This window comes from Zoogloea sp. GW822-FHT05C07 (assembly GCF_058800215.1).
This window is the reverse complement of sequence record NZ_CM179510.1, coordinates 4,470,261-4,494,595: the sequence shown is the minus strand read 5'-3', so window position 1 is coordinate 4,494,595 and position 24,335 is coordinate 4,470,261. Positions and strand designations below refer to the sequence as shown.

Genomic DNA, 24,335 nt, shown 5'->3' with positions numbered 1-24,335 from the left:
TGTCATTACGACCAGCACCGCCAACATGCCGCCCGTTGCGATCCCCGACACACCACAATCCCCGGCGCATTCAGTGGAGTTCGCCCCTTGGCCTGGCGCCCATCAGCATCGCCGTCAGGCTGTTCGGCAAGGCCTCGATCTCCGCGTTATACGCCTTGACCGCATCGGCATACCGAAGCTGGGCTGCGTCGATGCGCTCTCCGGCCTCTTCCAGCTGGGCCTGGATGTCCCGGAAACCGGCATCAGCCTTGAGGGCCGGGTAGTTTTCGGCACTGCTCAGCAGGTGCTCGACGGCACGGGACAAGGCCATGTTTTCCGTCGACAACCTGCCCAGCACATCCAGCTCGCCCAGCGCGTCTGGTAGCGCCGGCATGTGTTCCGCGACCGCATCCCGCGCGCGCGCCAACTGACTCAGCGCATCCCGCTCATTGGGGGCATGGGTCTGCGCCACCTGGATCAGCCCCGGCACCTGATCGATCCGCCGCCGGCTGAGCGCCAGGTACTCGGAAGCCGCGGCCAGCACCTGTTCGTCGTCGGCCTGAATCTGATGATAGCCGCAACCGCTCAGCAGGTTCGCGGATAGCAGCAGGCACAACAATGCGGGCAGCCAGTTACCCATGAAAAAGGCCTTTCCAGAATTCGCATCGCCCGACGCCATCCGCCACAAGGCGTAACGGCGCGGCACTCAGAGTGGCTGCAGTGTTTGGCCGTCTGCCTTCAAACGCAACATGGTTCGCCGTGCGAAGCACAAATCTTCCCAAGCCTTGGCCTTGTCGGGAAGGTTTCGCAGCAGATAGGCCGGGTGATAAGTCACGATGACCGGTATCGATCCGTAGGAAAACAGCTTGCCCCGCGCGGCACCGATCTTGATTTCCTGGTTGAGCAGGGCTTGCGCCGCAGGACGGCCGAGGGCGACGATCAGACGCGGGCGGATCAGTTCGATCTGGCGTTGCAGATAGGGGAAGCAGGCGGCCAGCTCAGTAGTTTCCGGCGTTCGGTTATGGGGCGGCCGACATTTCACCGCATTGCCGATGTAGACGTCCTCACCCCGCTTCAGGTCGATCGAGGCGAGCATGTTGTCGAGCAGACGGCCAGCCTGGCCGACGAAGGGCTCGCCACGCTCATCCTCCTCGGCCCCCGGTCCTTCACCGACGAACAGCCAGTCCGCCTCCCGGTCGCCGACGCCAGGCACGGCCTGTTTGCGCCGGCGGCACAAGCCGCAGGCTTCGCAGCCGCGGATGCGTGCCTCAAGCGCGTCCCAGCCCAGATCACCGACATGCACGGATGCCGTCGACGCCTCGACGGGTGCAGGGCGCTCGGATTCCGGCGCGACCATGCCCGCGGGTCGCAGCGCGTTGCGGAGCGGTCGGAGCGGCTGCGGCGCGGCCGGTGCCACCGCTGGGGGCATGGCAGGCGACTCAAGCTGCACGGCAGGCGCCGCCACGACAGCGGCGTCTTGTTCTTCGGACACGCCACGGAGGCGCCACAAGGGCGCCAGCCCCATTTCGCGCAGGATGGCGTCTTTACGCTGGTTCATCGCAAGCGGCTCACAGACGGGACCTCATCACCAGCCCATCCTCACGCCCGGTGGCCGCGGGATAGTAGCCCTTGCGCCGGCCAATGGTCTCGAAACCGGCACGGGCATAGAGGGCCAGCGCCGCGATATTCGACGGCCGCACCTCGAGAAGCATCTGGCGCGCGCCGGCCTGGCGAGCCACTTCGGCCAGATGGTCCAGCAGACGGCGCCCCAGGCCTTGGCGCTGGCGATCGGCAAGCACGCTGATGTTAAGGATGTGGGCTTCGTCGAGCACCATCATCAACACCGCGTAGCCGACCTTCTCCGTCCCGTCCCGCATGGTCCAGCAGCCATAGCCGGAACGCATGGAGTCCGAGAAATTGCCAGCCGACCAGGGGAAGGGATACAAACGGGTGTCCTGCAGCGCAACCCACTCCAGGTCGTCTTCCTGCATCGGCGCGAAATTCAGTCCGACAAGCGTCACGCCCGCCCTCCGCTGGCCAGTCGCTCGGCGGTGGTCATCGCTACCTTGTCGCGGACATACAACGGGGCCGCCAGCGCCGGGTCGATCACTATCCCCTGGGCGAAGCGGGCGGCGGCAAGCCGCGCCACGCTGGATGCCTGCGGGATCGGCGAGGCGTCGAAACCGACGAGGCGCCCACCCAGGGCCGGAACCAGCGAGTCCCCGTAAGCGCCGAAGGCAGAGCCGAATCCGAACCAGTCACCATCCGGCGGCAAGCGCACCGCGGACGGCGCGGCGCACGCCGGACCAGCCTGCTCGACCAGCACACCGTCGATGTGCCGATAGGCTGCAAAGTACACTTCCGACATCCGCGCATCCGCGGCAACGAAGATGGAGGCTTGATCGCACTGGGCGGCCAGCGCTTCCAGCGTACATACCGGCACCACCGGCTTGCCCGCCCCCAGCGCCAGCCCCTGGGCCACACCACAGGCCAGGCGCAATCCGGTAAAGGCGCCGGGGCCGGCGCCGAAGGCGATCGCATCGAGTTCAGCGAGCTCTACGGCGGCCTCCGCCAGCAGCGCGCGCACCTCAGGCAGCATGGTTTCCGAATGGCCGGGACGGCCGGCCACCGGACGTTCGACGAGACGGCTCCCGTCGAGCAGCGCAACGGAGCCGTGTTCAGTGGAGGTTTCGAGGGCGAGAATCTTCATAGGAGGCGCATTCTACCGCGCCTCCGGCACCGGCAGCCGCGTTGATGGCGCGCGCTGCCGCTGGGCGGTCAATCCTGACGGCGATGACGGTCACCGTACAGATCCCGGCCGGCCTCGTGGACATCACGCCGCAGCTGGCGCCGTTCCTCAGGCGACCAGCGACGGGGGTTGCGGCTCTCGTCCACGTCCTGACGCCGCATGGGCTCCGCGGAAAAGGCCGGCATCTCCCGCCCCTGGCGGTCCTGCGGAACCGCGTGCTGACGGAGAAAAGGCCCCAGACGCTCGTTGCTCTGGGCCGCCGCGGTTCCCGCGGCCAGCAGGCCAACCAGCAACAAGCCCAACGCCAAGCGCGGGCCTAGACCAGACTTGTTCGGCAAACTTGTTTCATCACGCATGGCACTCATCCTAACCCGACCGCAATCATTCGGACATCTCCGGGAAGCGGGTCGATCTGATTCTGGCAGGCCGGACAATCCAACGTGCGACGCTTTGTAAGGGAATGTTAGGTCCATCACTCCACTTACGTTTCTTTACCCACGTCTTTTGTCGCCCCGCTAGCCGACCAGCAAACGAGCGGCTAGCATTCGACTCATGGAAAAAGAGAGCTTTCGCATCCTCGTCGTCGACGACGACCTTCGCCTGCGTGACCTGTTGAAACGTTACCTTGGCGAACAGGGCTTCAATGTCAAGACCGTCGCCGACGCGGCGCAGATGGATCGCGCGCTGCTGCGCGAACACTTCGACCTGATGGTGCTCGACCTCATGCTGCCGGGAGAGGATGGCCTGTCCATCTGCCGGCGCCTGCGCGGCACCAACAACGGCATTCCGATCGTGATGCTCACCGCCAAGGGCGACGATGTGGACCGCATCGTCGGCCTTGAGATGGGTGCCGATGACTATCTGCCCAAACCCTTCAACCCGCGCGAACTGGTGGCCCGCATCAACGCCGTGCTGCGCCGCCAGCCGCAGACGCCCCCCGGCGCACCGGCGGCCGACGACGAGGACGTGCGCTTCGGCCAGATCGTCGTCCAGCTCGGCACCCGCATGCTGATCCGCAACGGCGAGGAAACCCTGCTCACCACCGGCGAATTCGCGCTGCTCAAGGTGCTGCTGCAGCACCCCCGCCAGCCCCTGTCGCGGGATCGCCTGATGGAACTGGCCCGCGGGCGCGAGTACGACGTCTTCGACCGTTCCATCGATGTGCAGATCTCCCGCCTGCGCAAGCTCATCGAGGAAGATCCCGGCAAGCCCCGCTACATTCAGACCGTGTGGGGTTTCGGCTACGTCTTCGTACCGGACGGCAACAAGCACTCCCAGTAAGGCTGGCAGTCTCGTCTGCCCGCCTGCCGCAACATGGCATCGGCCCGCTACCGCTCCCTGCTCCACGCCGCACCCCGCACGCTGCTGTGGCGCATATTCCTCGTCGTCGCGGCGCTGATGCTCGCCTCGGTGGCCGTGTGGTCGGCCATCTTCAACCACTTCGACCAGTCCAGCCGGGCGCGCCAAACCGCCCAGACGGTGATCAGCATCATCAACCTGACGCGCACCGCCCTCCTCAATGCAGATCCGGCCAGGCGCAAGGACCTGCTGCTCGATCTGGCAACCCTGGAAGGCATCCGCATCTATCCCGCGGAATCGCAGGACAAAGTGCAGCCGCTGGAAGATACGACGCTGATGCGGATGATCATCACCGATGTGCGCAAGCAGCTGGGCGTGGAAACCCGTTTCGCGTCCTCCTGGGAAGGCCTGACGGGGTTCTGGGTCAGCTTCCGGCTGGATGACGACCCGCCCTCGGAGAGCATGGAGTTCTGGGTCATGCTGCCCAGCGAGCGGATCATCCGCCCCCACGCGCTGGAATGGATGGGATGGGGTGCGGCGGCGCTATGCCTCGCCACGCTCGGTGCCTACATGATCGTCTCGCGCCTCAGCCTGCCGCTCAAGGCTATGGCAGCCGCCGCCCGGACCGTCGGGCGCGGCGAGGTGCCGCCACAACTGAGCGAAAGCGGCCCGACGGAACTGTCGGATCTCGCCCACGCCTTCAACCAGATGTCCCATGACCTGCAGCAACTCGACGCCGACCGGGCCCTGATCTTGGCCGGCGTGTCCCACGACCTGCGCACGCCGCTGGCGCGCCTGCGCCTGGGCATCGAAATGTGCGGCGCCGAGCCGGCCGACATCGATGCGATGGTCTCCGACATCGAGGACATGGACCGCATCATCGGCCAGTTCCTGGAGTTCTCGAAGCTGGACGGCGGCGAGGCGCTAAACCTCGTCGATCTCAACGAACTGGCGGCCGAACTGGTCACCCTGTACGCCCGCCGCGGCTTCACGTTGGAACTGCGCAGCATCGGCTGCGTCATGGCGGCCGCCCGCCCGCAAGCCCTGCGACGGGCCGTCACGAACCTGATCGAGAATGCGCTGCGCTATGCTGGCGCCGCACCGGAGCTGGAAATCGGTTCCGATCAAGGCCGGCCGACCATCCGCGTGCTCGATCGCGGCCCCGGCATTCCGGAAGCCGACATCGAGCGCGTCAAACGCCCCTTCACCCGCCTCGAATCCGCCCGCACCAACACCAAGGGATCGGGGCTGGGCCTGGCCATCGTCGATCGCATCGTGCGGGGCCAGAACGGTGAATTCCGCCTGACACCGCGAACCGGCGGCGGACTGGCAGCCAGCATCCACCTCCGGGCCACAACAAAAGCCTGAGTTGAAGCTAGAATCGATGCTATTCCGTTTTGGCGCCACACCCATGATCCTGTTCCGCCAGTTCTTCGATCCGAGCAGCTGCACGCTCAGCTACCTCCTGGCCGACCCCCTGACCGGCGATGCGGTCATCATCGATTCGGTCAAGGAGCACGTGGGTGCCTACATCAGCTTTCTCCAGGAGCAGGAGCTCCGGCTGGTCTGGGTAATGGAAACCCATGTACATGCCGACCACATCACCGGCTCGGCCGGCCTGCGGGAGCTGACCGGCGCCCGCAGCATCATCAGCACCGGCGGTGGCGTGGGCTGTGCCGACCGCACGGTGGGCGACGGCGACACGATCGTCTTCGGCAACCAGGTCATCCGCGTGATTCCTACGCCGGGACACACGCCGGGCTGCGTCACGTACCACTGGCGCGACCGACTTTTTACCGGCGATGCGCTGATGATCGGCGGCTGCGGCCGTACCGATTTCCAGGGTGGCGACGCCGGCCAGCTGTACACCAGCATCACCGAACGCCTGTTCACCTTTCCGGACGAAACCCTGGTCTATCCGGGCCACGATTACCGTGGCGCGCGCGTCTCCAGCATCGCCCAGGAAAAGGGCAGCAACCCACGCCTGGCCGGGCGCAGCCGGCAGGAATTCATCGACCTGATGGCCAATCTTGGCCTTCCGCCCCCACGCATGATGGACGAAGCGCTGCCCGCCAACCTGCGCTGCGGCCGTATTGGAGAGCAGGACATCCATGGCACTTGAACCTCTGACCCCGTATTCCGAACTTGGCGGAGAAGATACCATCCGCCGCCTCGTCCATCGTTTCTACGAGCTCATGGATACCCTGCCCGAGGCATGGGATGTCCGCCAGATGCATCCCGAAGACCTGGCCGGCTCGGAAGAGAAGCTGTTCAAGTACCTGACCGGCTGGCTCGGCGGACCCCCGCTTTACGAACAGGAGTTCGGCCACCCACGCCTGCGCGCCCGCCACCTGCCCTTCGCGATTGCCAGCAAGGAGCGCGACCAGTGGCTGATGTGCATGGAAACGGCCTTCGACGAATGCCTGCCTTCCGGTCCGCTGCGCGACAAACTGTGGGCCGCGATCCTCGGCCTTGCCGACCACATGCGTAACCGCGTCGACCTCTCCTGATTTATCCCCTTCCGGCCTCCTCCCCCGCCCTGCCTCCCTGCGTCCCGAACTGATGAAATTTCTTTTCGACCTGTTCCCGATCATCCTTTTCTTCGTCGCCTACAAGTTTGCCGGCATCTTCGTCGCAACCGCGGTGGCCATTGCCGCCACCGTTGCGCAGATCGGCTGGGTATGGTTCCGCCACCGCAAGGTGGACACCATGCTGTGGGTCAGCCTAGTGATCGTCACCGTCTTCGGCGGCGCCACCCTGTTCTTCCAGAACCCGACCTTCATCAAGTGGAAGCCGACCGTGCTGTACTGGTTCTTTGCCACGTCCCTGATCGTCTCCGCGCAATTCCTCGGCAGGAACCTGATCCGCAGCCTGCTGGAAGCCCAGATGAAACTGCCCGATGCGCTGTGGGGCAGGCTCAACCTGGCCTGGGCCGGGTTCTTTGCTGCCATGGGCGGCATCAATCTGTTCGTCGCCTACAACTTTTCCGAAGACACCTGGGTCAACTTCAAGCTTTTCGGCGGCATGGGCCTGATGCTCGTGTTCGTGCTGGCTCAGGGAATGCTGCTGTCCCGTTACATCGAAGAGGAACCCAAATAATGCTGTATGCCCTGATCGGCGAAGACGCCCCCAACTCCCTCGACAAGCGCATGGCCGTGCGCGCCGAGCATCTGGCACGCCTTCAGGCCCTGCAGGCTGAAGGCCGCCTCGTGCTGGCCGGCCCCTGTCCGGCAGTTGACTCCCCCGACCCCGGCCCGGCCGGCTTCACCGGCAGCGTCATCGTTGCCGAATTCCCCTCGCTGGCCGAGGCCGAAGCCTGGGCCGCCGCCGACCCCTACGCCACCACCGGCGTCTTCGTGCGGTGCACCGTCAAGCCCTTCAAGAAGGTCCTGCCGTGAGCGTCATGGACGACATCCGCCAGCGCCTCGCCGTGCTGGCACCGTCCGCCATCGAGCTGATCGATGACAGCCATCTGCATGCCGGCCATGCCGGCGCCCGTTCCGGTGGCGGCCATTACCGGCTGACCATCGTATCGGCGGCGTTCAGCGGCAAGAACACGGTCGCCCGCCATCGCCTGGTATACGACACCCTCGGCGACCTGATGCGCCGCGAGATCCATGCCCTGGCCATCCAGGCCAGGACGCCCGACGAAAGTTGAATTTCAACCCGCTCCACCAGCAAGGAAAACTGATGAAAATCATCCCGAGCCGCCTGGCTCTGTCCCTCCTCGCAGCCACCATCGCGATTCCCGCCTTTGCCCAGAACGTGGCAACGGTCAACGGCACGGCCATACCCCAGGCCCGCGCCGACGTGATGATCTCCGAGCAGAAGTCCCAGGGCGCTCCCGACTCCGAGCAGCTTCGCAACGCCGTGAAGGAAGAGCTCGTGCGCCGCGAGGTGCTCGCTCAGGAAGCCAGCAAGAAGGGCTTTGAAAAGTCCGCAGCCGTACGTGCCCAGGTCGAAATGGCCCGCCAGGCCGTGCTGGTCCGCGCCTACCTGCAGGACTTTGTGAAGAGCCATCCGGTCACCGACGCCGAAGTGAAGGCCGAATACGACAAGATCAAGTCCCAACTGGGCGACAAGGAATACAAGGCACGGCACATCCTCGTCGAGAAGGAAGACGAAGCCAAGGCCATCATCGCCAAGCTCGAAAAGGGCGAGAAGTTTGAAGAGCTCGCCAAGCAATCCAAGGACCCGGGCTCCAAGGACAAGGGCGGCGATCTCGGCTGGGCCAACCCGGCCGGCTTCGTCAAGCCCTTCGCCGACGCGCTGACCAAGCTCGAAAAGGGCAAGATCACCACCACCCCGGTGAAGACCGATTTCGGCTATCACGTCATCAAACTCGAAGACAGCCGGGCCCTGAAGGCACCGAGCTTCGACGAGGTGAAGGGTCAGATCAAGCAACGCCTCGAGCAGCAGCGCGTGGAACGCCACATCACCGAGCTGCGCAGCAAGGCAACAGTCAAGTAATCCGCGCCACGCTGACGACAAAAAGCCGACGGTTTCCCGTCGGCTTTTTGTTTGCCTTGCGCCCGGCGGCCCCGGCTTGCCAGAAGCAATTGGCCCGGACGGCACCTCCCACCAGGGGCAGCGCCATCCGGGCCAAGCCGGAAGAAGCCGGAAAACGTCGATCAGGCGCCGAAGGGGTGGCGCTTCAGGATCGTCTCGTCACGCTCGGGACCGGTGGAGATCACGTCGATGGAGATTTCGCAGATCTCCTCAATGCGGTGCAGATAGGCGCGCGCTTCGGGCGGCAGCGCATCCCAGGTGCGCGCACCGAAGGTCGTGCCGCTCCAGCCAGGCAGCGTCTCGAGGATGGGCTCGCAACGAACCACTTCCTCGGCGCCCATCGGCAGCAGATCCACGCGCTTGCCGTCGAGCATGTAGCCGGTGCACAGCTTGAGCTCCGTGAGGCCATCGAGCACGTCCAGCTTGGTGATGCACAGGCCGGAAACGCCGTTGATGATGATGGAGCGCTTCAGCGCAGCCAGATCCAGCCAGCCGCAACGACGCTTGCGCCCGGTCACGGTGCCGAATTCACGGCCCACGGTGGACATCTGGTAGCCCGGCGTGCCGGCAGTTTCGAAATCCAGCTCGGTCGGGAACGGCCCGCCCCCCACACGCGTACAGTAAGCCTTGGTGATGCCCAGCACGTAGTGCAGACGGCCGGGACCAACACCACTGCCCGCCGCCGCCTGACCCGCCACGCAGTTGCTGGAGGTCACGAAGGGATAGGTGCCGTGGTCGATGTCCAGCAGCGTGCCCTGCGCGCCTTCGAACAGCAGGTTGCCGCCGGCCTTGTTGATCGCATAGAGATCGGCGGACACGTCGGTGACCATCGGACGGATCTCTTCCGCGTCGGCCAGCGCCTGGTCGTAGACGGTCTGGAAATCCACGGGATCGGCGCCCAAGTACTGGGTCAGCACGAAGTTGTGATAATCCAGATTCTCCTTCAGCTTCTCGGCGAAGCGCTCCGGATGGAACAGGTCGTACACACGCAGCGCACGGCGGGCGACCTTGTCTTCATAGGTCGGGCCGATGCCCTTGCCGGTGGTGCCGATCTTGTCGCCAGCGCTCTTCTTCGCTTCGCGGGCACGATCCAGCGCCGAGTGGTAGCCGAGGATGATCGGGCAGCCCGGGCTGATCTTCAGACGCTCACGCACCTTGATGCCGCCCGCTTCCAGACCACGCACCTCGGCCAGCAAATGGTGGATGTCCAGCACCACGCCATTGCCGATGAAGCACTGCACGCCTTCACGCACGATGCCGGACGGCACGAGGTTCAGCTTGTACTCGGTGGTGCCGACGACCAGCGTGTGACCGGCATTGTGGCCGCCCTGGAAACGGACAACCCCCTGGGCCTGATCGGTCAGCCAGTCGACGATCTTGCCCTTGCCTTCGTCACCCCACTGGGTGCCAACAACCACAACGTTCTTTGCCATCTCTTTAATCTCCCTGAAGCGGTTCAACCTGCCAGGCACCGCCCCGCAGAACCAGACGCCGGTCACAGCCGGCCTCGCGCCACGTGCCGTCATGGCCGGGCAATTCAATCACTACGTTTTCGCCGTTGTCGCGCAGGGCGGCGATGGCCCCCTGCAACTGCGGATCCCGCCCACCCGGAGCCAGCACGGCGCCCGGCAACACGGGGTCGGCAACCTGCGCCGCAAGCTCACGCAAATCCAGGCTGAAACCGGTGGCCGGACGACCTCGGCCAAAGGCGCGGCCGACACTGTCGTAACGCCCGCCGAGGGCGAGCGCGACCGGCGACTTGCCGCCATAGGCCGCGAAGACCACCCCGCTGTGGTAATGGTAGCCGCGCAGGTCAGCCAGATCGAAACTGATGGGCAGGCCCTCCAGCTCATCGGCCAGCCACTGGAGATCGCTCAGCGCTGCCTCGATTTCGGTGTCAGCCGGCAGGATCCCGCGGGCACGTGCGAGCACCTCGGCACCGCCGTACAGGGTCGGCAGGGCCAGCAGGGCTTCGCGGACATCTTCGGCGACGCCGGCCAGCAGATCACGCAAACCGGGCAGATCCTTGGCCTGCAGGCAATCGAACAGCGGCTCTTCCCGCTCCGCGCCGATACCGGCCTTGGCCACCAGCGCCTTGAAAAGACCCACATGACCGAGATCGATGCGCGAGGTCCCCACGCCAGCGGCCTGCAACGCTTCCGCAAGCAGACGGATCACTTCCGCATCGGCTTCCAGACCGGCGTGACCGTAGATCTCGGCACCCAGCTGGAGCGGCTCGCGGGTTGCCGTCAGCGACGACGGCACAGCGTGCGCGACGCTGCCGCAATAAGACAGGCGGGCAACGCCCTTCCGGTTGAGCAGGTGCGCATCGATGCGCGCAACCTGGGGCGTGATATCAGCCCGCACCCCCATCGTGCGACCGGAAAGCTGGTCGACGAGCTTGAGGGTCTTCAGCTGGAGGTCCTGACCGGCGCCGGTCAGCAGGGATTCCAGGTATTCGAGCAGGGGCGGAGCAACGAGCTGATAACCGTTGAGACGGAAGGCGTCGAGCAGACGACGGCGCAGATCTTCCAGTTTGGCCGCTTCGGCTGGCAAAGCGTCCTGGATATATTCGGGTAGAACCCAACGCAACATGGGGTAGCGCCTTACGAAAAAACGAATAGAACAACGAGGCCCAGCAGCATGGAGCCGAGGCCGACAAAACGGATCTGCCCGTCCGCCATGCGGACCAGACGGGCGAAAGTCTCCCTCCACAGGGCTGGCGCAACAAAGGGCACAACGCCTTCAAGCACCAGCATCAGCGCGAAGGCGAGGATGAGGGAACGCCCCATTATTATTACTTCTTGCTCTTCCCGGACTCGCTGCTGGCCGCAGCGGCCCGCCCACCTGGACTCTTGAGATACTTGAAGAACTCGGAGTTCGGTTCGACGACCATCACGTCCGACTTGCTCTTGAAGCTGTTCCGGTAAGCCTCGAGGCTGCGGTAGAAGGCAAAGAACTCGGGGTTCTGGCCAAAAGCCTGCGCATAGATCGCGGAAGCCTTGGCATCACCTTCACCCTTGACCTTCTGCGCATCACGATAGGCTTCGGCGACGATCACTTCCCGTTGCTTGTCCGCATCGGCCTTGATCTTTTCCGCCTCGGCACCGCCCTGGGAACGCAATTCATTGGCCACCCGCTTCCGCTCCGCCTCCATGCGGCGATAGACGGACTCGGAAACCTCGGCCGGCAAGTCTACGCGCTTGAGGCGGACATCGACGATCTGCACGCCGATCTTGCGGGCATCAAGGTCTGCCTTGACGCGCATCTCGTCCATGATCTTCTCCCGCTCACCGGAGACGACCTCATGCACCGTACGCTTGCCGAACTCCTCGCGCAGACCGGCATTGACCGTCTGTTCGAGGCGCGTGCGGGCTCGCGTTTCGTCGCCCCCTACAGAAACATAGTAGAGCTTAGGGTCGACGATGCGCCACTTCACGAAGAGGTCCACCAGGACGTTCTTCTTCTCCGACGTGATGAAACGCTCCGGCTCGGAGGTATCCATCGTCAGGATGCGCTTGTCGAAATAGCGGACGTTCTGGATCAGCGGGATCTTGAAATGCAGGCCCGGCTCGCTGATCTGCCCCTTCACTTCACCCAGCTGGAAGACCAGCGCATGCTGGCGCTGATCGACCGTGAATAGGGACATGGACAGCACGGCCACGCCAAACAGGCCGGCACCAAAAATCAATGGCAGTCGTTCACGCATCAGCGCTCTCCCCGCTCACGGTTGCGAGCGGCCTCGCGGGTACGGGACTCTCCCAGCAGGGCGTCGGCGCGCGGCGGAGCGATATTGCTCTCGGTCGGCGACGAGGATGTCGGACGGCTGGTCTGCACCGGCTCCGCAGCCGGCGCTGCGGCCGGTACTGCCGTCTGCTGGATCAGCTTGTCGAGCGGCAGGTAAAGCAGATTCCCACTGCCGCGGGAGTCCACCATGACTTTGGAGGAGTTGGAGAAGATCTGCTGCATGGTATCGATGTACATGCGCTGACGCGTGACTTCTGGCGCCTTGGCATATTCGGTGTAGACCTGCTTGAAGCGCGACGCATCACCCTCGGCCTGGGCAACAACCCGCCCCTTGTAGGCGTCCGCCTCCTCGATGAGACGGGAAGCCGTACCACGGGCACGCGGAATGACGTCGTTGGCATAAGCCTGACCTTCGTTCTTCTGGCGCTCACGATCCTGGCCGGCCTTCACCGCATCGTCGAAGGCAGCCTGGACCTGTTCCGGCGGCTGCGCATTCTGCATCGTCACCTTGCTGACCTGGATACCGGTCGAATAGCGATCGAGGATGTCCTGGGTCAGCTTCTGGGCGTTGGCGGCGACCTGTTCGCGACCTTCGTAGAGCACGAAGTCCATCTTGCTCTTGCCAACGATCTCGCGCACCGCTGTTTCCGCGGCCTGGATCACCGAATCATCGGAGTTGCGGTTGTTGAACAGGTACTGCTGCGGATCCTTCAGGATGTACTGCACCGCGAACTGGATGTTCACAATGTTTTCGTCGTCCGTCAGCATCAGGGCTTCCTTGAGCACCTTGTTGCGTTCCGAACCGCGATAACCGATCTCGACCGTACGCACGCCAGTCAGGTTGACCAGTTCGTGGCTCTGGATCGGATAAGGCAGGCGCCAGCGCAGGCCGGGCTCCGTGGCTTCCTGGAAACGGCCGAACTGCAGCACGATGCCGCGCTGGCTCGCATCGACGATGTAGAAGCCGCTGGCCAGCCACACGACCACAGCGAAAGCGGCGATCAGGCCGATGCCGCCACCAAACTGGCGCATGTTGAAATCGGGACTGCGATTGCCACCGTCTCCGCCCGATCCATTGCCACGGCCGGAGTCACGCCCGAACATGCCGGACAGGCGCCGGTTGAAGTCACGCCAGAGTTCCTCCAGATCGGGAGGTCCCTGATTTCCATCGCCGCCGCCGCGGTTGTCACCGCCGCGGTTACCCCATTTGGGATCGTTGAGAGACATGAGAATGCCTGTGATCACAGTAAAAATCCGCTCCGGGAAGGTGATGGGAAGGATTCGTCAGACTGAATCCTGAGTTTCCGACGTGGCGGCCAATGGCGCCTTGTGAGCAAGTGCGATATCGGACAGCACTTGCCGCAGCAAACCGAGCCCCTCACCCGTCCTGGCGCTAAGCAAAACGCGCGAGATATTACCACATGCATCCCGCTGGACCTCCGGACTGGCCAGAGTCGCGTCGATCTTGTTCCAGATCTGGATCTGGGGGAGGCTGCCGGCACCGATTTCCTCGAGCACCGCATTGACCGCCGCAATCTGCCCTTCCCTGTCCTCACTCGATGAATCGACGACATGCAGCAGCACGTCCGCTGCCACTGTCTCTTCGAGCGTGGCGTGGAAAGCCGCGACGAGGGAATGAGGAAGATCACGAATGAATCCGACCGTATCCGAGAGCACTATGTTCCCGGCATCCCCCAGAAAAAGTCGTCGTGACGTGGTATCCAGCGTGGCGAACAACTGATCGGCCGCGTAAGCGCCGGCCTTGGTCAGCGCATTGAACAGTGTGGATTTGCCCGCGTTGGTATAGCCCACCAGAGACACGGTGAGCACGTCGCGGCGCTCCCGGGCGCGGCGACGCACGCCGCGCTGGCGTTCGAGCTGGGTCAGACGGGACTTCAGCAGCTTGACGCGCTCACCGAGCAGGCGGCGGTCGGTTTCAAGCTGCTTCTCGCCGGGGCCGCGCAGGCCGATACCGCCCTTCTGGCGCTCCAGGTGAGTCCAGCCCCTGACAAGGCGCGTGGAAAGGTGCTGCAACTGGGCCAGTTCGACCTGCAGCTTGCCCTCGTGGCTCTTGGCACGCAGCGCGAAGATGTCGAGGATCAGCGCGGAACGATCGATGACGCGGCGCTCCAGCACGCGCTCGAGATTGCGCTGCTGTGCCGCCGAAATGTCATGATTGAAGATGACAATATCGGCCTCGTTGAGCTGCGCGGCCATCCGGATCTCTTCGGCCTTGCCCTTGCCGATGTAGAGAGCCGGATCGGGCGCCTGCCTGCGGCACTGGACGACACCGACAACGCTGGCACCAGCACTGCTGGCCAGCAGGCCGATTTCGGACAAGCGCTCTTCAATGCTGCCCTGACCAAAATCGACCTGGATCAGGAGCGCGCGGGTTCCCGTGGAAGGCCGGTCAAACACACGCGAACCCGGATCGGAATAGGCCGCACTGCGGCCGGAAGGTCACGGAACTCAGCTCGCAGCCTCGTTTTGTTCCTGCTGGATATTGACGGGACGGGCCGGCACGACGGTGGAAATGGCGTGCTTGTAGACCATCTGGGTCACCGTGTTCTTCAGGAGAACGACGTACTGATCGAAAGACTCGACCTGCCCCTGCAGCTTGATGCCGTTCACGAGATAGATCGAAACGGGGACGTGTTCACGACGCAGGGCGTTGAGAAATGGATCTTGCAGGAGTTGCCCCTTATTGCTCATGTCATAACCTCTATGGTTTTAGTTTGGAATAATTATAGAGCCTTTTGCTGCACCGCCACATCAGGCAGGCATCGGCTCGCAGGTGTGGATAACAGGTTACTTAGTCTTTGTTCGCGTAGGGGTTGTGCGACGATTTGAATTGTATCCGCAATGGCGTCCCCTGCAATTTGAACGCTTCCTGGAAAGTCCGCTCGAGGTAGCGCACATAGGACGCCGACACGTCATCCAGGGCGCTGCCGTGGATGACGATCACCGGGGGATTCATGCCGCCCTGGTGTGCATAACGCATCTTCGGACGGAACCCGCCGTGTCGCGGCGGCTGCTGACGCAGCACGGCGTCGAGCAGCAGACGCGTCAGCTTGGGCGTGGACAGTTTGGTCATCGCCGCCTCGTAGGCGCCATCGACGCACTTGAGCATCGGCACGATGCCCTGCCCCTTCAAGGCCGAGACATACAGGAACCGGGCGAACGCCAGGAACGGCAGCTTGCGGGCGATGTCCTCCTTGACCCGCTGGCGGCGGTAGTCGTCGATGGCATCCCACTTGTTGACGGCAACCACCAGCGCCCGGCCGGTTTCGACGACGAAACCGCCAATATGGGCGTCCTGCTCGGAAATCTCCTGACTGGCATCGAGCACCAGCACCACCACATTGGACTGCTCGACCGCCTGCAGGGTCTTGATGACCGAGAACTTCTCGACCGCCTCGAAGACCTTGCCGCGCTTGCGCAGACCAGCCGTGTCGATGAGGGTGTAATTCCGGCCGTTGCGCTCGAACGGTACCTCGATCGCATCCCGCGTGGTGCCGGGCATGTCGAAGGCGATGACGCGCTCCTCACCGATCAAGGTATTGACCAGCGTGGATTTGCCCACATTGGGACGACCGACGATGGCCACGCGCGGCCCCTTGCTGGCGCCCTCGTCATCTTCCGGATCCAGGGGGAAGTTCTCGAGGATCAACTCCATCAGCGCATTGACGTTGTCGCCATGGGCCGAGGAAATACACAGGGGATCACCGAGGCCCAGCGCATGGAATTCGGCCGAGACCATCGAGCGGTTCATGCCCTCCGCCTTGTTGACGACGAGGAAGGTCGGGCGGCCAGCCCGGCGCAGCCGGGTAGCGATCTGTTCGTCGTGGGGCGTCAGGCCGGCACGGGCATCCACCATGAACAGCAGCGCATCGGCTTCGGCGATGGCTTGCTCGGCCTGCTTGGCCATTTCATGGACGATGCCTTCCTTCGCCACCGGGTCGAAGCCGGCGGTATCCACAACGAGGAACTCGCGCTCGGCGGCTCGCCCGAGGCCGTAGCGGCGGTCGCGGGTCAGGCCCGGGAAGTCCGCCACCAGCGCATCGCGGGTCTTGGTCAGACGGTTGAACAAGGTCGACTTACCCACATTGGGGCGTCCGACCAGGACAAGAGTGGGTTTCACGCTTCAGCGACTCCGTTATTGCACGCCGAGGGCGTAAATTGTGCCGTTCTGGGTCTGCACCACGATGTCGCTGCCCGCACGCTGCGGATCGGCCACAACGGCGCTGGACACGACCCGGGTACGACCGACCAGCGTGCCGTCATCACGACGCAGCACGTGGATGTCGCCCAGACCATCACCGATGATCACATGATCACCAATGACGCGGGGACGACCGGGCGAACGGCCGGCGAGTTGGTCCTGCTTCCAGGCGCTCGCGCCATTGGCGATGTCGAGGGCGTGCACCGCCCCCTTTTCGTCGGTTACATAGACATGACGCTCGTCCAGGTCGAGACCGCGGGAACTGGACAGGTCGCGCGTCCACAGCGTGGAGCCGTTGGACATGTCGAAGCAGGCGACCCGGCCCTGGTAAGCCACGGCGCAGGTCGCGCGGGCATTCATCACAGGCAGGCTGGTAATGTCCGCAACGCGCTCGAGCTCGGTGGCCCCGCGCGGAATGGCGACGGTGCCTTCCCACATCAGCGAACCGTTGGCCGGATTGACTGCGGCTAGTTTGCCGCCCGGGAAGCCCGCCAGGATCAGCTTGTCGTCCAGCACCACGCCGGCCGCGCTGCGCAGAGCCAGCGGCGGCGTTGCACGCTGGTAGACCCAGCGCTGCTTGCCGCTCGCCGGCTCGAGGCCGAACAGGCGGCTGTCGGCACTACGCACGACGACGATGCCATCCGAAACGGCCGGAGCCGCGAGCACTTCGGCATTGACCTTGGCCTTCCAGCGGACCTGGCCGTTGGCGCCGTCCAGCGCGACCACGTCGCCCTTCGGCGACGCGACGAGCACGAGCTGACCGTCGCTACCGACCCCGCCCGACACCGTAACGCCGACGTCGGTCTTCCAGACCGTCTTGCCGCCCTGCAGCTTCACGACCTTGCCATCGCGCCCGGCCGCGAACACCGCGTCGCCGGACAGTGCCGGCTGCAGGACGAAGGGCCCGGCATCACCGACACTGGCACGCCAGACTTCGGTGGTGCGGATCGGGTTGCTCAGCGGTTTGAGCGGCGGCAGCTTGCCGTCACCCGACGCAAAGGGATTCCAGGTAGAGCAGGCAGCCAGGCTCAGAGAGGCGAGAACGGCAGCAACGCCCGGACGAAGCTTCATCATTGGGCACCCCCGAGCGCATCCAGCTTGGCCTGGGCAATCTCACGCAGGGTCGCCGCCTCGACCTTGGAAGCGGCTTCGAGTGCGTCCACCGCAGCCTTGTAGGCGACGCGCGCCTCGGCCGGCTTGCCCTGGGCAACGAGGATGTCACCCTTGAGATCGGCAAAGCGCGCCGCCAGGCTCTCGTCCGGGGCAGCCTGCAACTGGGCCAGCGCCTCGTCATATGCCTTGTCGTCCAGCAGGACGGCAGCCAGGCGCAGCCTTGCCAGGCTGCGCAGCGCCGGATCATTGGCCTTTTCGGCCGCCCAGGACAGCGGCACGCGTGCATTCTTCAGATCGCCCGCCTCGACCTGGACCTTGGCGGACAGCAACGCCGCGAGATCGGCATAGGCCGTACCGCTGTACTTCTCGATCAGGGTGCCGGCAACTTCACGGGCCTTCTGCGCGTTATGCTCGGCCGCCGCCTGTTGGACCGCGTCGTAGAGCGCGGAAGCTTCCCCACTCTGCTTGCCCACGTACCAGTTCCAGCCCTGCCAGGCCACCGACGCCAGCGCGGCGACGATCGCCAGCGCCGTCACCAGCTTGCCGTACTGTTCCCACCAGCCCTTGATCTGGGAAAGCTGTTCTTGTTCTTCGAGGTCAAATGCTGCCATCGTCTTCTTCCGATTCGATTAGGCGATCCGCCAGGGTTTCGGGGAGCACTTCCATGGGAACACGAAGCTGTTCGCCACCGTCGCGCAAGGGCTTGAGACTGACTTCACCAACCGCGGCCTCGTCATCGCCGATCACCACCGCGAACGGCGCACCGGATGCGTCGGCCCGCTTCATCTGAGACTTGAAGCTGCCGCCACCGCAATGCTGGATCACCGAAAAACCAGTGCCGCGCAGCATCTCGGAAACCCGGAAGGCTGCGCGCTGGGCTGCCTCGCCGGCGTGGACGAGATAGACGTCGGGCACGACGCGCTCGGCCTGGCCGCCACTCTCCTGCCACAGGGCGAGCAGGCGCTCGACCCCCATCGCAAAGCCCGCCGCCGGCGCCGGCTTGCCGCCTAGCTGGGCGATGAGACCATCGTAACGGCCACCCGCGCAGATGGTGCCCTGGGCGCCGAGCCGCGTGGTCACCCACTCGAAAACGGTGCGGTTGTAGTAGTCCAACCCACGCACCAACCGATGGTTGATGCGATAAGGCAGGCCGGCATCCTTCAGTACGGCCTGAACACCCTCGAAGTGCTTGATCGACTCCTCACCGAGGAAATCGGCCAGCTTCGGCGCGGCCTCCACGATGTCCTGCAGATCCGGATTCTTGGTGTCGAGGATGCGCAGCGGATTGGTGTAAAGACGACGCTTGCCGTCCTCGTCCAAGCGGGCCTGGTGTTGCTCCAGGTAGGCGATCAGGGCTGCCCGGTGGGCCGCCCGCTCCTCGCTGCTACCGAGCGAGTTGATCTCCAGCTTGACATCGTCGAGGCCGAGGTCGTCCCACAGGCGCGCACACATTAGGATGTGCTCTGCGTCGATATCCGGCCCTTCGAAGCCCAGTGCCTCGACGCCGACCTGGTGGAACTGGCGGTAACGCCCCTTCTGGGGACGCTCGTGGCGGAACATCGGGCCGTGGTAATACAGCCGGCGCGGCTGACTGAACAGCAGGTTGTGCTGGATCGCCGCTCGCACGCAGGACGCGGTGCCTTCCGGCCGCAAGGTGAGGTGCTCGCCATTGAGGGCATCTTCGAAGGAATACATTTCCTTCTCGACGATGTCCGTGACCTCACCGATGGCCCGCTTGAACAGCGGGGTCGGCTCGACCAGCGGCATGCGGATCGGGCGATAGCCGTAGCTATGCAGCCAGTTGCGGACGATCTCTTCGAATTGTTCCCAGATTTCTGCTTCGTCGGGCAGGATATCGTTCATCCCGCGCACGGCCTGGAGGGTCTTGCTCATGATTCCTTTTGTTTTTCTGTAACGCGCGGATCAGGCCGCGGCGCCCTTGCGGGGATAGGTGCGGACCACATAGTTCTCGATGATGGCCTTGAATTCATTGGCGATGTTGTCGCCCCGGAGGGTCAGGGTCTTCACCCCGTCCTCGAACACCGGCGCCGCCGGCGACTCGCCGGTTCCCGGCAGGGAAATGCCGATGTTCGCATGCTTGCTTTCGCCCGGGCCATTCACGATGCAGCCCATCACCGCCAGGCTCATGTTCTCGACGCCATCGTACTGATCGCGCCAGATCGGCATATTGTCGCGCACAAAGGACTGCACGTCGGACGCCAGCTCCTGGAACAGCGTGCTGGTGGTGCGGCCACAACCCGGGCAGGCGGTGACCATCGGGGTGAAGGCGCGCAGGCCCATCGTCTGCAGGATCTCCTGCGCGACGATGACTTCCTGGGTCCGGCTGCCATTGGGCTCCGGCGTGAGCGACACGCGGATCGTGTCGCCGATGCCTTCCTGCAGCAGCACGGCCAAGGCCGCCGTCGACGCCACGATGCCCTTCGAGCCCATGCCGGCTTCGGTCAAGCCCAGATGCAGCGGGTAATCGCACTTGGCCGCCATGTCGCGGTAAACGGCGATCAGGTCCTGCACACTGCTGACCTTGGCGGACAGGATGATCTTGTTGCCAGCCAGGCCGTACTCCTCGGCCTTCGCCGCGGACTCCAGCGCCGACGTGACCAGCGCCTCGCGCATCACCGCGCCGGCGTCGCGCGGCACGGCCCGCCTGGCGTTCTCGTCCATGATGCGCGCCAGCACCGACTGGTCGAGGCTGCCCCAGTTGACGCCGATTCGCACCGGCTTATCGTACTTGCAGGCCATTTCGACGATGGACGCAAACTGGGTATCGCGCTTGGCGCCCTGCCCCACGTTGCCCGGATTGATGCGCAGTTTGTCCAGCGCCTCTGCGCAAGCCGGATTGTCGGCGAGCAGCTTGTGGCCGTTGTAGTGGAAATCGCCGACCAGCGGAACGTCGAGGTTCATCGCCAGCAGCTTCTCGCGGATCTTCGGCACGGCCTTGGCCGCTTCGTCGTTATTGACGGTGATCCGGACAAGCTCGGAGCCGGCACGCGCCAGCTGGGCCACCTGCATCGTTGTCGCGAAATCGTCGGCGGTATCCGTATTGGTCATCGACTGCACAACGACGGGTGCGCCGGAGCCGATCAGCACATGGCCGACGCGAACCTGACGGGTCTGACGACGGGCGCCAGCGCGCCCTGAAAGTAGTAGATCCATAAATGCGCCTGATTATTCGAGCTTGAGACGAACCACCGTCACCTTGGTGTCGTGAGTCAGTTCCACGGGCGCGCCATTGCGCTGCAACTTGACATAACGGGCATTGCCCACCACCAGGGAGAATGGGGCATTGCCGCTCACTTCACGACGTACGCCGGCCTTGCCCAACTGGGACAACAGGATCTTGCCATTCCGATCCTTCACCTCGACCCACGCATCCTGGGAAAAATCGAAGACCAGCTGCTCGGCGCCGCTCTCGGCAGCAGGCTTGGCCGGAGTCGTCTCGGCGACCTTCGCGGCCGCCGGCGCGGCAATCGCCGGCACCGGACTCGGCACCACCGTGGCGGAGGGAGCAACGGCCTCGCGCGAATCGGCAGGTGCAGGAACGGCAGCCTGGGGGGCTGCGGGTTCGGGTGCAGGAGCCGGCATCACCGGGACCGCAGGCACTGCCGTAGCAGGCGCAGCCTCCAATGCCTGGGGAGCCGGCTCCACGCGCGCGCCCTCCACGGCAACCGGCGGCGCCTGTACCGTCACGTTCTCGGCCACCTTCTTCTGGGTGTCAAAATACCAGCCTGCCACCACCACGCCGAGTAGCCCCGCTGCCGCCAGCACACCGGGCAGGATCGATTTGCGGAAGCGACCACGCCCAACCTGAGGAATGGCACCCTGGGCGTTCGACGCCGGCATCAGCTCCACGGACTCCACATCGCCCGGCCGATCCAGATTGGCCAGCAGCGGCGCCACATCCAGCCGCAGCAGGCGTGCGTAGTTACGCAGGAAACCACGCGTGAAAGCCAGGCCCGGCAGTTCATCGAAACGCCCACCTTCGAGGGCCTCGACCTGCCGCACGTTGAGTTTTAGCGCATTTGCCACTTCGGCAAGGCTTAAGCCTTGTGCTTCGCGGGCCCGGCGCAGGGTCTCCCCCACGGAGACGTCAGTCTCGACCGGTGCAGCAGAAGACGGAAGTGCTTGAGGATCTGTCACTGATACTGCCCTTGCAAGAAAGCCTGATACTCCGGTGACTCCGGGAAACGGCGCCTCAGTTGCTGGACGTAGCCAGTCTCCGCAGTCCTGTTGCCCAGGCGGCGTTCGACGCGGATCGCCAGCCACAGGCTCTCAGCGGTCGGCTCTCCCCCCTGATGCAGCGCGGCGAGGTAACGCCTCGTAGCCTCGTAGACGCCGCGCCGGTAAGAGATGTCGGCCAGGTGGAACAAGGCCCTGAGGTTACCGCCATCCGCCTCCAGCGCCTTCTGGAACTGGAGCTCGGCAGCGGCATCATTCTTCAGGCGAAGCTGGCACAGCCCGGCGTTCACGTAGGCACGGGTCGGCGTCTGGTAGTACGGATTGCGCGCAGCCCGGCCCAGCAGCTCCAGCCCGGCATTCTCCTTGCCGGACGAGCACAGGAACCAGCCATAGCTGTTCATGATCTCGGGATCGCCGGGCGAGAGGCGCATCGCGTTCTCGAAGTGGCTCGCCGCGATCTCGTTCTCCTGCAGGAACATGTGCACCATGCCCATCAGCTGGAAAGCCGGTGCATAACCGGAATCGTATTGGCTTGCCGCCCTGGCTTCGTCGAGCGCGACGCCATACTTGCCGACCTGAAAATAGGCCTGCCCCAACTCCACATGGACCTTGGCCTTGCGCCTGGCGTCGGTCGCCGCCGGCAGATCGGACATCGGTCGTTCGAACTTGCCGGTCTCAACGGGCGCCATGGGCGCCACACATCCGCCAAGCTCGAGCGCCAGCATTGCCAGCACCAGCGCGGTACGCATCAGGAGCGTGCCTCCACTACCGGCACGATCCGGGTGGTCGTCCGGCGCGTCTTGTCCTTGACCTGCCCGGCCAGCTGGCCGCAGGCCGCATCCACGTCATCGCCGCGGGTCTTGCGGGTGGTCGTCACAATGCCGGCATCGATGAGGATCTCGGCAAACTGCTTGATCCGCGGCGCCGGGGAGCGATCGAAGCCCGAATTCGGGAACGGATTGAAGGGAATCAGGTTGAACTTGCACGGTACGTCACGGGTAAGCGCGATCAGTTCCCGGGCATGGGCGTCGGAATCATTGATACCGTCGAGCATGACGTACTCGAAGGTGATGAAGTCGCGCGGCGCCTTTTCGAGATAGCGCCGGCAGGCGGCCATCAGCTCACGCAGCGGATACTTCTGGTTGATCGGCACCAACCTGTCGCGCAGCGCATCGTTGGATGCATGCAGCGATACCGCCAGTGCGGTCGGGCAGGCGTCGCGCAGTCGGTCCATGGCCGGCACGATGCCGGAGGTGGACACGGTGACGCGCCGCCGGGAAAGTCCGTAGGCATTGTCGTCGAGCATCAGCTTGAGCGCCGAGACGACATTGTCAAAATTGGCGAGGGGCTCGCCCATGCCCATCATCACGACGTTGCTGATGACCCGCTCGCCGTCGCCGTTGGCGCCCAGCATGCGATTGGCCAGCCACAACTGGCCGATGATCTCGGCAGCCGTGAGATTGCGGTTGAAGCCCTGCTTGCCGGTGGAGCAGAACGCACAGTCGAGGGCGCAGCCGGCCTGCGACGAGATGCACAGGGTGCCGCGGTTGGTCTCGGGAATGAACACCGTTTCCACCGCGTTGCTGTTGCCCACGTCGAGCAGCCACTTGCGCGTGCCGTCCGTTGAAACGCTGTCGCGCACCGGCACGGGCGGCATGACGCAGGCCGTCGCTGCGAGCTTGGCCCGCAGCGACTTGGCGACGTCGGTCATCTGCTCGAAGTCGGTTTCGCCGAAACGATGGACCCAACGGAGCACCTGCTTGGCGCGAAACGGCTTCTCACCCTGCTGGACGAACCATTCGGTGAGGGCTTCGGCATCGAAATCGAGAAGATTGACCACGTGTATTTCCATCCAGACCAGCGGGACGGAGGAGTTCCGCCCCGCTGGTAGAGATCATCAACGGCTGTAAACGTTCATGCCCGGGAAGAAGAAGGCGACTTCCACGGCAGCGGTTTCAGGAGCGTCGGAGCCATGCACGGCGTTAGCATCGATGGACTCGGCGAAGTCGGCGCGGATGGTGCCGGGAGCAGCCTTCTTCGGGTCGGTGGCGCCCATCAGCTCACGGTTCTTGGCGATGGCGTCCTCACCTTCCAGGGCCTGGATCATCACGGGGCCGGAAGTCATGAAGGAGACCAGATCCTTGAAGAAGGGGCGCTCTTTGTGAACAGCGTAGAACTCGCCGGCTTCACGCTCGGACAGGTAGGCCAGCTTGGCAGCAACGACTTTGAGGCCGGCGGCTTCGAAACGGGCGTAGATCTGGCCAATCACGTTCTTGGCGACGGCATCGGGCTTGATGATGGAGAGGGTGCGTTCAATAGCCATGTTGCTAGCTCCAGTGAGACAAAGGATGGTCGAAAAACCGAAAGCTTGGAATTTTAGCAGGTTGATGCGTCAATTCGGCTTTTTTCGGCTCACAGGGCAGAACGGGAGCGAAAGCGAAGACGGCGCGGAGCGGCGGGCAGGTCGAGGGGCGAAAAAAAAGGGTGCGCATCGCGCACCCCCAACCCCAACAGAGAGAC

The 24,335-nt window shown here is 64.3% G+C and carries 29 protein-coding genes; 8 read left to right on the top strand and 21 right to left on the bottom strand.

Going from position 1 to position 24,335, the window contains the following annotated elements; genetic code table 11:
- Nucleotides 1-70 precede the first annotated feature (70 nt).
- From AC3QL2_RS20745 to AC3QL2_RS20725, 5 genes are all read right to left on the bottom strand, one after another.
- A complete protein-coding gene (locus tag AC3QL2_RS20745; RefSeq protein ID WP_493232805.1) occupies nucleotides 71-619 on the bottom strand; it encodes a LemA family protein in 549 nt (182 codons plus the stop codon).
- Between the two features lie 66 nt (nucleotides 620-685).
- Nucleotides 686-1,537, bottom strand: a complete 852-nt coding sequence (locus tag AC3QL2_RS20740) for a uracil-DNA glycosylase (protein ID WP_493232806.1) — start codon at nucleotides 1,535-1,537, stop codon at nucleotides 686-688.
- Nucleotides 1,538-1,547: 10 nt separating this feature from the next.
- The gene (rimI, locus tag AC3QL2_RS20735; RefSeq protein WP_493232807.1) at nucleotides 1,548-2,000 is read right to left on the bottom strand and encodes a ribosomal protein S18-alanine N-acetyltransferase; all 453 of its coding nucleotides are present in this window, start codon (nucleotides 1,998-2,000) and stop codon (nucleotides 1,548-1,550) included.
- Nucleotides 1,997-2,689 (bottom strand): tRNA (adenosine(37)-N6)-threonylcarbamoyltransferase complex dimerization subunit type 1 TsaB, encoded by a 693-nt coding sequence (tsaB, locus tag AC3QL2_RS20730; RefSeq protein WP_493232808.1) that lies wholly within the window; start codon nucleotides 2,687-2,689, stop codon nucleotides 1,997-1,999. The genes rimI and tsaB overlap by 4 nt, the downstream gene beginning before the upstream one ends.
- Before the next feature lie 68 nt (nucleotides 2,690-2,757).
- On the bottom strand, nucleotides 2,758-3,084 hold the full coding sequence (locus AC3QL2_RS20725) for a hypothetical protein (protein WP_493232809.1): 327 nt from the start codon (nucleotides 3,082-3,084) through the stop codon (nucleotides 2,758-2,760).
- A 196-nt stretch (nucleotides 3,085-3,280) separates the two neighbouring features.
- On the opposite strand from AC3QL2_RS20725, the gene ompR reads away from it, so the two are divergent.
- The 8 genes from ompR to AC3QL2_RS20685 are packed head-to-tail and all read left to right on the top strand — an operon-like array spanning nucleotide 3,281 to nucleotide 8,497.
- Nucleotides 3,281-4,009, top strand: coding sequence for an osmolarity response regulator transcription factor OmpR (gene ompR / locus AC3QL2_RS20720; protein ID WP_481114687.1), 729 nt, complete (start codon nucleotides 3,281-3,283; stop codon nucleotides 4,007-4,009).
- A gap of 33 nt (nucleotides 4,010-4,042) precedes the next feature.
- Nucleotides 4,043-5,395, top strand: coding sequence for a sensor histidine kinase (locus AC3QL2_RS20715; RefSeq protein ID WP_493232810.1), 1,353 nt, complete (start codon nucleotides 4,043-4,045; stop codon nucleotides 5,393-5,395).
- Between the two features lie 43 nt (nucleotides 5,396-5,438).
- Nucleotides 5,439-6,149, top strand: coding sequence for an MBL fold metallo-hydrolase (locus tag AC3QL2_RS20710; protein WP_493232812.1), 711 nt, complete (start codon nucleotides 5,439-5,441; stop codon nucleotides 6,147-6,149).
- Nucleotides 6,139-6,537, top strand: coding sequence for a group II truncated hemoglobin (locus AC3QL2_RS20705; protein ID WP_493232813.1), 399 nt, complete (start codon nucleotides 6,139-6,141; stop codon nucleotides 6,535-6,537). The genes AC3QL2_RS20710 and AC3QL2_RS20705 overlap by 11 nt, the downstream gene beginning before the upstream one ends.
- 52 nt (nucleotides 6,538-6,589) lie before the next feature.
- The gene (locus AC3QL2_RS20700; RefSeq protein WP_493232814.1) at nucleotides 6,590-7,126 is read left to right on the top strand and encodes a septation protein A; all 537 of its coding nucleotides are present in this window, start codon (nucleotides 6,590-6,592) and stop codon (nucleotides 7,124-7,126) included.
- A complete protein-coding gene (locus AC3QL2_RS20695; RefSeq protein ID WP_493232816.1) occupies nucleotides 7,126-7,425 on the top strand; it encodes a YciI family protein in 300 nt (99 codons plus the stop codon). The genes AC3QL2_RS20700 and AC3QL2_RS20695 overlap by 1 nt, the downstream gene beginning before the upstream one ends.
- A 5-nt stretch (nucleotides 7,426-7,430) precedes the next feature.
- Nucleotides 7,431-7,685 (top strand): BolA family protein, encoded by a 255-nt coding sequence (locus tag AC3QL2_RS20690; protein ID WP_481122990.1) that lies wholly within the window; start codon nucleotides 7,431-7,433, stop codon nucleotides 7,683-7,685.
- Nucleotides 7,686-7,717: 32 nt separating this feature from the next.
- Complete coding sequence (locus AC3QL2_RS20685; protein WP_493232817.1) at nucleotides 7,718-8,497, top strand: peptidylprolyl isomerase; 780 nt, start codon at nucleotides 7,718-7,720, stop codon at nucleotides 8,495-8,497.
- Nucleotides 8,498-8,658: 161 nt separating this feature from the next.
- Here AC3QL2_RS20685 and AC3QL2_RS20680 read toward each other — a convergent pair whose 3' ends face one another.
- From AC3QL2_RS20680 to ndk, 16 genes are all read right to left on the bottom strand, one after another.
- Nucleotides 8,659-9,969 (bottom strand): adenylosuccinate synthase, encoded by a 1,311-nt coding sequence (locus tag AC3QL2_RS20680; protein ID WP_493232818.1) that lies wholly within the window; start codon nucleotides 9,967-9,969, stop codon nucleotides 8,659-8,661.
- Nucleotides 9,970-9,973: 4 nt separating this feature from the next.
- Complete coding sequence (locus tag AC3QL2_RS20675) at nucleotides 9,974-11,128, bottom strand: ATP phosphoribosyltransferase regulatory subunit (protein ID WP_493233142.1); 1,155 nt, start codon at nucleotides 11,126-11,128, stop codon at nucleotides 9,974-9,976.
- A gap of 14 nt (nucleotides 11,129-11,142) precedes the next feature.
- Complete coding sequence (locus tag AC3QL2_RS20670) at nucleotides 11,143-11,328, bottom strand: DUF2065 domain-containing protein (protein ID WP_481114696.1); 186 nt, start codon at nucleotides 11,326-11,328, stop codon at nucleotides 11,143-11,145.
- 5 nt (nucleotides 11,329-11,333) lie between these two features.
- Nucleotides 11,334-12,245 carry a protease modulator HflC gene (hflC, locus tag AC3QL2_RS20665; protein WP_493232819.1) on the bottom strand — a complete coding sequence of 304 codons (912 nt, stop codon included), beginning with the start codon at nucleotides 12,243-12,245 and terminating at the stop codon, nucleotides 11,334-11,336.
- Nucleotides 12,245-13,510 carry an FtsH protease activity modulator HflK gene (hflK, locus tag AC3QL2_RS20660; RefSeq protein WP_493232821.1) on the bottom strand — a complete coding sequence of 422 codons (1,266 nt, stop codon included), beginning with the start codon at nucleotides 13,508-13,510 and terminating at the stop codon, nucleotides 12,245-12,247. The genes hflC and hflK overlap by 1 nt, the downstream gene beginning before the upstream one ends.
- 57 nt (nucleotides 13,511-13,567) lie before the next feature.
- On the bottom strand, nucleotides 13,568-14,701 hold the full coding sequence (gene hflX, locus AC3QL2_RS20655) for a GTPase HflX (RefSeq protein WP_493232822.1): 1,134 nt from the start codon (nucleotides 14,699-14,701) through the stop codon (nucleotides 13,568-13,570).
- 51 nt (nucleotides 14,702-14,752) lie between these two features.
- The gene (gene hfq / locus AC3QL2_RS20650; RefSeq protein ID WP_079434940.1) at nucleotides 14,753-14,995 is read right to left on the bottom strand and encodes an RNA chaperone Hfq; all 243 of its coding nucleotides are present in this window, start codon (nucleotides 14,993-14,995) and stop codon (nucleotides 14,753-14,755) included.
- A 100-nt stretch (nucleotides 14,996-15,095) separates the two neighbouring features.
- The gene (gene der / locus AC3QL2_RS20645) at nucleotides 15,096-16,424 is read right to left on the bottom strand and encodes a ribosome biogenesis GTPase Der (RefSeq protein WP_493232823.1); all 1,329 of its coding nucleotides are present in this window, start codon (nucleotides 16,422-16,424) and stop codon (nucleotides 15,096-15,098) included.
- A gap of 15 nt (nucleotides 16,425-16,439) precedes the next feature.
- Entirely contained in the window at nucleotides 16,440-17,579 is a 1,140-nt protein-coding gene (bamB, locus tag AC3QL2_RS20640; protein WP_493232824.1) for an outer membrane protein assembly factor BamB, read from the bottom strand.
- Nucleotides 17,576-18,229 carry a YfgM family protein gene (locus AC3QL2_RS20635; protein WP_493232825.1) on the bottom strand — a complete coding sequence of 218 codons (654 nt, stop codon included), beginning with the start codon at nucleotides 18,227-18,229 and terminating at the stop codon, nucleotides 17,576-17,578. The genes bamB and AC3QL2_RS20635 overlap by 4 nt, the downstream gene beginning before the upstream one ends.
- Nucleotides 18,216-19,511, bottom strand: coding sequence for a histidine--tRNA ligase (gene hisS, locus AC3QL2_RS20630; RefSeq protein WP_493232826.1), 1,296 nt, complete (start codon nucleotides 19,509-19,511; stop codon nucleotides 18,216-18,218). Before hisS ends, AC3QL2_RS20635 begins: the two co-directional genes overlap by 14 nt.
- 30 nt (nucleotides 19,512-19,541) lie before the next feature.
- Nucleotides 19,542-20,792 carry a flavodoxin-dependent (E)-4-hydroxy-3-methylbut-2-enyl-diphosphate synthase gene (gene ispG / locus AC3QL2_RS20625; protein WP_493232827.1) on the bottom strand — a complete coding sequence of 417 codons (1,251 nt, stop codon included), beginning with the start codon at nucleotides 20,790-20,792 and terminating at the stop codon, nucleotides 19,542-19,544.
- 12 nt (nucleotides 20,793-20,804) lie between these two features.
- Nucleotides 20,805-21,719, bottom strand: a complete 915-nt coding sequence (locus AC3QL2_RS20620) for a RodZ domain-containing protein (protein ID WP_493232828.1) — start codon at nucleotides 21,717-21,719, stop codon at nucleotides 20,805-20,807.
- Nucleotides 21,720-21,772: 53 nt separating this feature from the next.
- Nucleotides 21,773-22,564, bottom strand: a complete 792-nt coding sequence (pilW, locus tag AC3QL2_RS20615) for a type IV pilus biogenesis/stability protein PilW (protein WP_493232829.1) — start codon at nucleotides 22,562-22,564, stop codon at nucleotides 21,773-21,775.
- Nucleotides 22,564-23,667: a dual-specificity RNA methyltransferase RlmN gene (gene rlmN, locus AC3QL2_RS20610; protein WP_493232830.1), complete on the bottom strand. Its 1,104-nt coding sequence runs from the start codon at nucleotides 23,665-23,667 to the stop codon at nucleotides 22,564-22,566. The genes pilW and rlmN overlap by 1 nt, the downstream gene beginning before the upstream one ends.
- A 45-nt stretch (nucleotides 23,668-23,712) precedes the next feature.
- On the bottom strand, nucleotides 23,713-24,138 hold the full coding sequence (ndk, locus tag AC3QL2_RS20605) for a nucleoside-diphosphate kinase (RefSeq protein ID WP_481122219.1): 426 nt from the start codon (nucleotides 24,136-24,138) through the stop codon (nucleotides 23,713-23,715).
- Nucleotides 24,139-24,335 lie beyond the last annotated feature (197 nt).

Excerpts from the sequence above, each read along its gene's own strand:
- AC3QL2_RS20685 (WP_493232817.1), top strand. The coding sequence starts at position 7,718 with ATGAAAATCATCCCGAGCCGCCTGGCTCTGTCCCTCCTCGCAGCCACC.
- AC3QL2_RS20680 (WP_493232818.1), bottom strand. The coding sequence starts at position 9,969 with ATGGCAAAGAACGTTGTGGTTGTTGGCACCCAGTGGGGTGACGAAGGC.
- AC3QL2_RS20705 (WP_493232813.1), top strand. The coding sequence starts at position 6,139 with ATGGCACTTGAACCTCTGACCCCGTATTCCGAACTTGGCGGAGAAGAT.
- hfq (WP_079434940.1), bottom strand. The coding sequence starts at position 14,995 with ATGAGCAATAAGGGGCAACTCCTGCAAGATCCATTTCTCAACGCCCTG.
- AC3QL2_RS20670 (WP_481114696.1), bottom strand. The coding sequence starts at position 11,328 with ATGGGGCGTTCCCTCATCCTCGCCTTCGCGCTGATGCTGGTGCTTGAA.
- hflK (WP_493232821.1), bottom strand. The coding sequence starts at position 13,510 with ATGTCTCTCAACGATCCCAAATGGGGTAACCGCGGCGGTGACAACCGC.
- AC3QL2_RS20700 (WP_493232814.1), top strand. The coding sequence starts at position 6,590 with ATGAAATTTCTTTTCGACCTGTTCCCGATCATCCTTTTCTTCGTCGCC.
- hisS (WP_493232826.1), bottom strand. The coding sequence starts at position 19,511 with ATGAGCAAGACCCTCCAGGCCGTGCGCGGGATGAACGATATCCTGCCC.
- AC3QL2_RS20740 (WP_493232806.1), bottom strand. The coding sequence starts at position 1,537 with ATGAACCAGCGTAAAGACGCCATCCTGCGCGAAATGGGGCTGGCGCCC.
- AC3QL2_RS20715 (WP_493232810.1), top strand. The coding sequence starts at position 4,043 with ATGGCATCGGCCCGCTACCGCTCCCTGCTCCACGCCGCACCCCGCACG.
- rlmN (WP_493232830.1), bottom strand. The coding sequence starts at position 23,667 with ATGGAAATACACGTGGTCAATCTTCTCGATTTCGATGCCGAAGCCCTC.
- tsaB (WP_493232808.1), bottom strand. The coding sequence starts at position 2,689 with ATGAAGATTCTCGCCCTCGAAACCTCCACTGAACACGGCTCCGTTGCG.
- AC3QL2_RS20710 (WP_493232812.1), top strand. The coding sequence starts at position 5,439 with ATGATCCTGTTCCGCCAGTTCTTCGATCCGAGCAGCTGCACGCTCAGC.
- AC3QL2_RS20695 (WP_493232816.1), top strand. The coding sequence starts at position 7,126 with ATGCTGTATGCCCTGATCGGCGAAGACGCCCCCAACTCCCTCGACAAG.
- ispG (WP_493232827.1), bottom strand. The coding sequence starts at position 20,792 with ATGGATCTACTACTTTCAGGGCGCGCTGGCGCCCGTCGTCAGACCCGT.
- ompR (WP_481114687.1), top strand. The coding sequence starts at position 3,281 with ATGGAAAAAGAGAGCTTTCGCATCCTCGTCGTCGACGACGACCTTCGC.
- AC3QL2_RS20690 (WP_481122990.1), top strand. The coding sequence starts at position 7,431 with ATGGACGACATCCGCCAGCGCCTCGCCGTGCTGGCACCGTCCGCCATC.
- AC3QL2_RS20745 (WP_493232805.1), bottom strand. The coding sequence starts at position 619 with ATGGGTAACTGGCTGCCCGCATTGTTGTGCCTGCTGCTATCCGCGAAC.
- AC3QL2_RS20725 (WP_493232809.1), bottom strand. The coding sequence starts at position 3,084 with ATGCGTGATGAAACAAGTTTGCCGAACAAGTCTGGTCTAGGCCCGCGC.
- AC3QL2_RS20635 (WP_493232825.1), bottom strand. The coding sequence starts at position 18,229 with ATGGCAGCATTTGACCTCGAAGAACAAGAACAGCTTTCCCAGATCAAG.
- hflC (WP_493232819.1), bottom strand. The coding sequence starts at position 12,245 with ATGCGTGAACGACTGCCATTGATTTTTGGTGCCGGCCTGTTTGGCGTG.
- ndk (WP_481122219.1), bottom strand. The coding sequence starts at position 24,138 with ATGGCTATTGAACGCACCCTCTCCATCATCAAGCCCGATGCCGTCGCC.
- bamB (WP_493232824.1), bottom strand. The coding sequence starts at position 17,579 with ATGATGAAGCTTCGTCCGGGCGTTGCTGCCGTTCTCGCCTCTCTGAGC.
- pilW (WP_493232829.1), bottom strand. The coding sequence starts at position 22,564 with ATGCGTACCGCGCTGGTGCTGGCAATGCTGGCGCTCGAGCTTGGCGGA.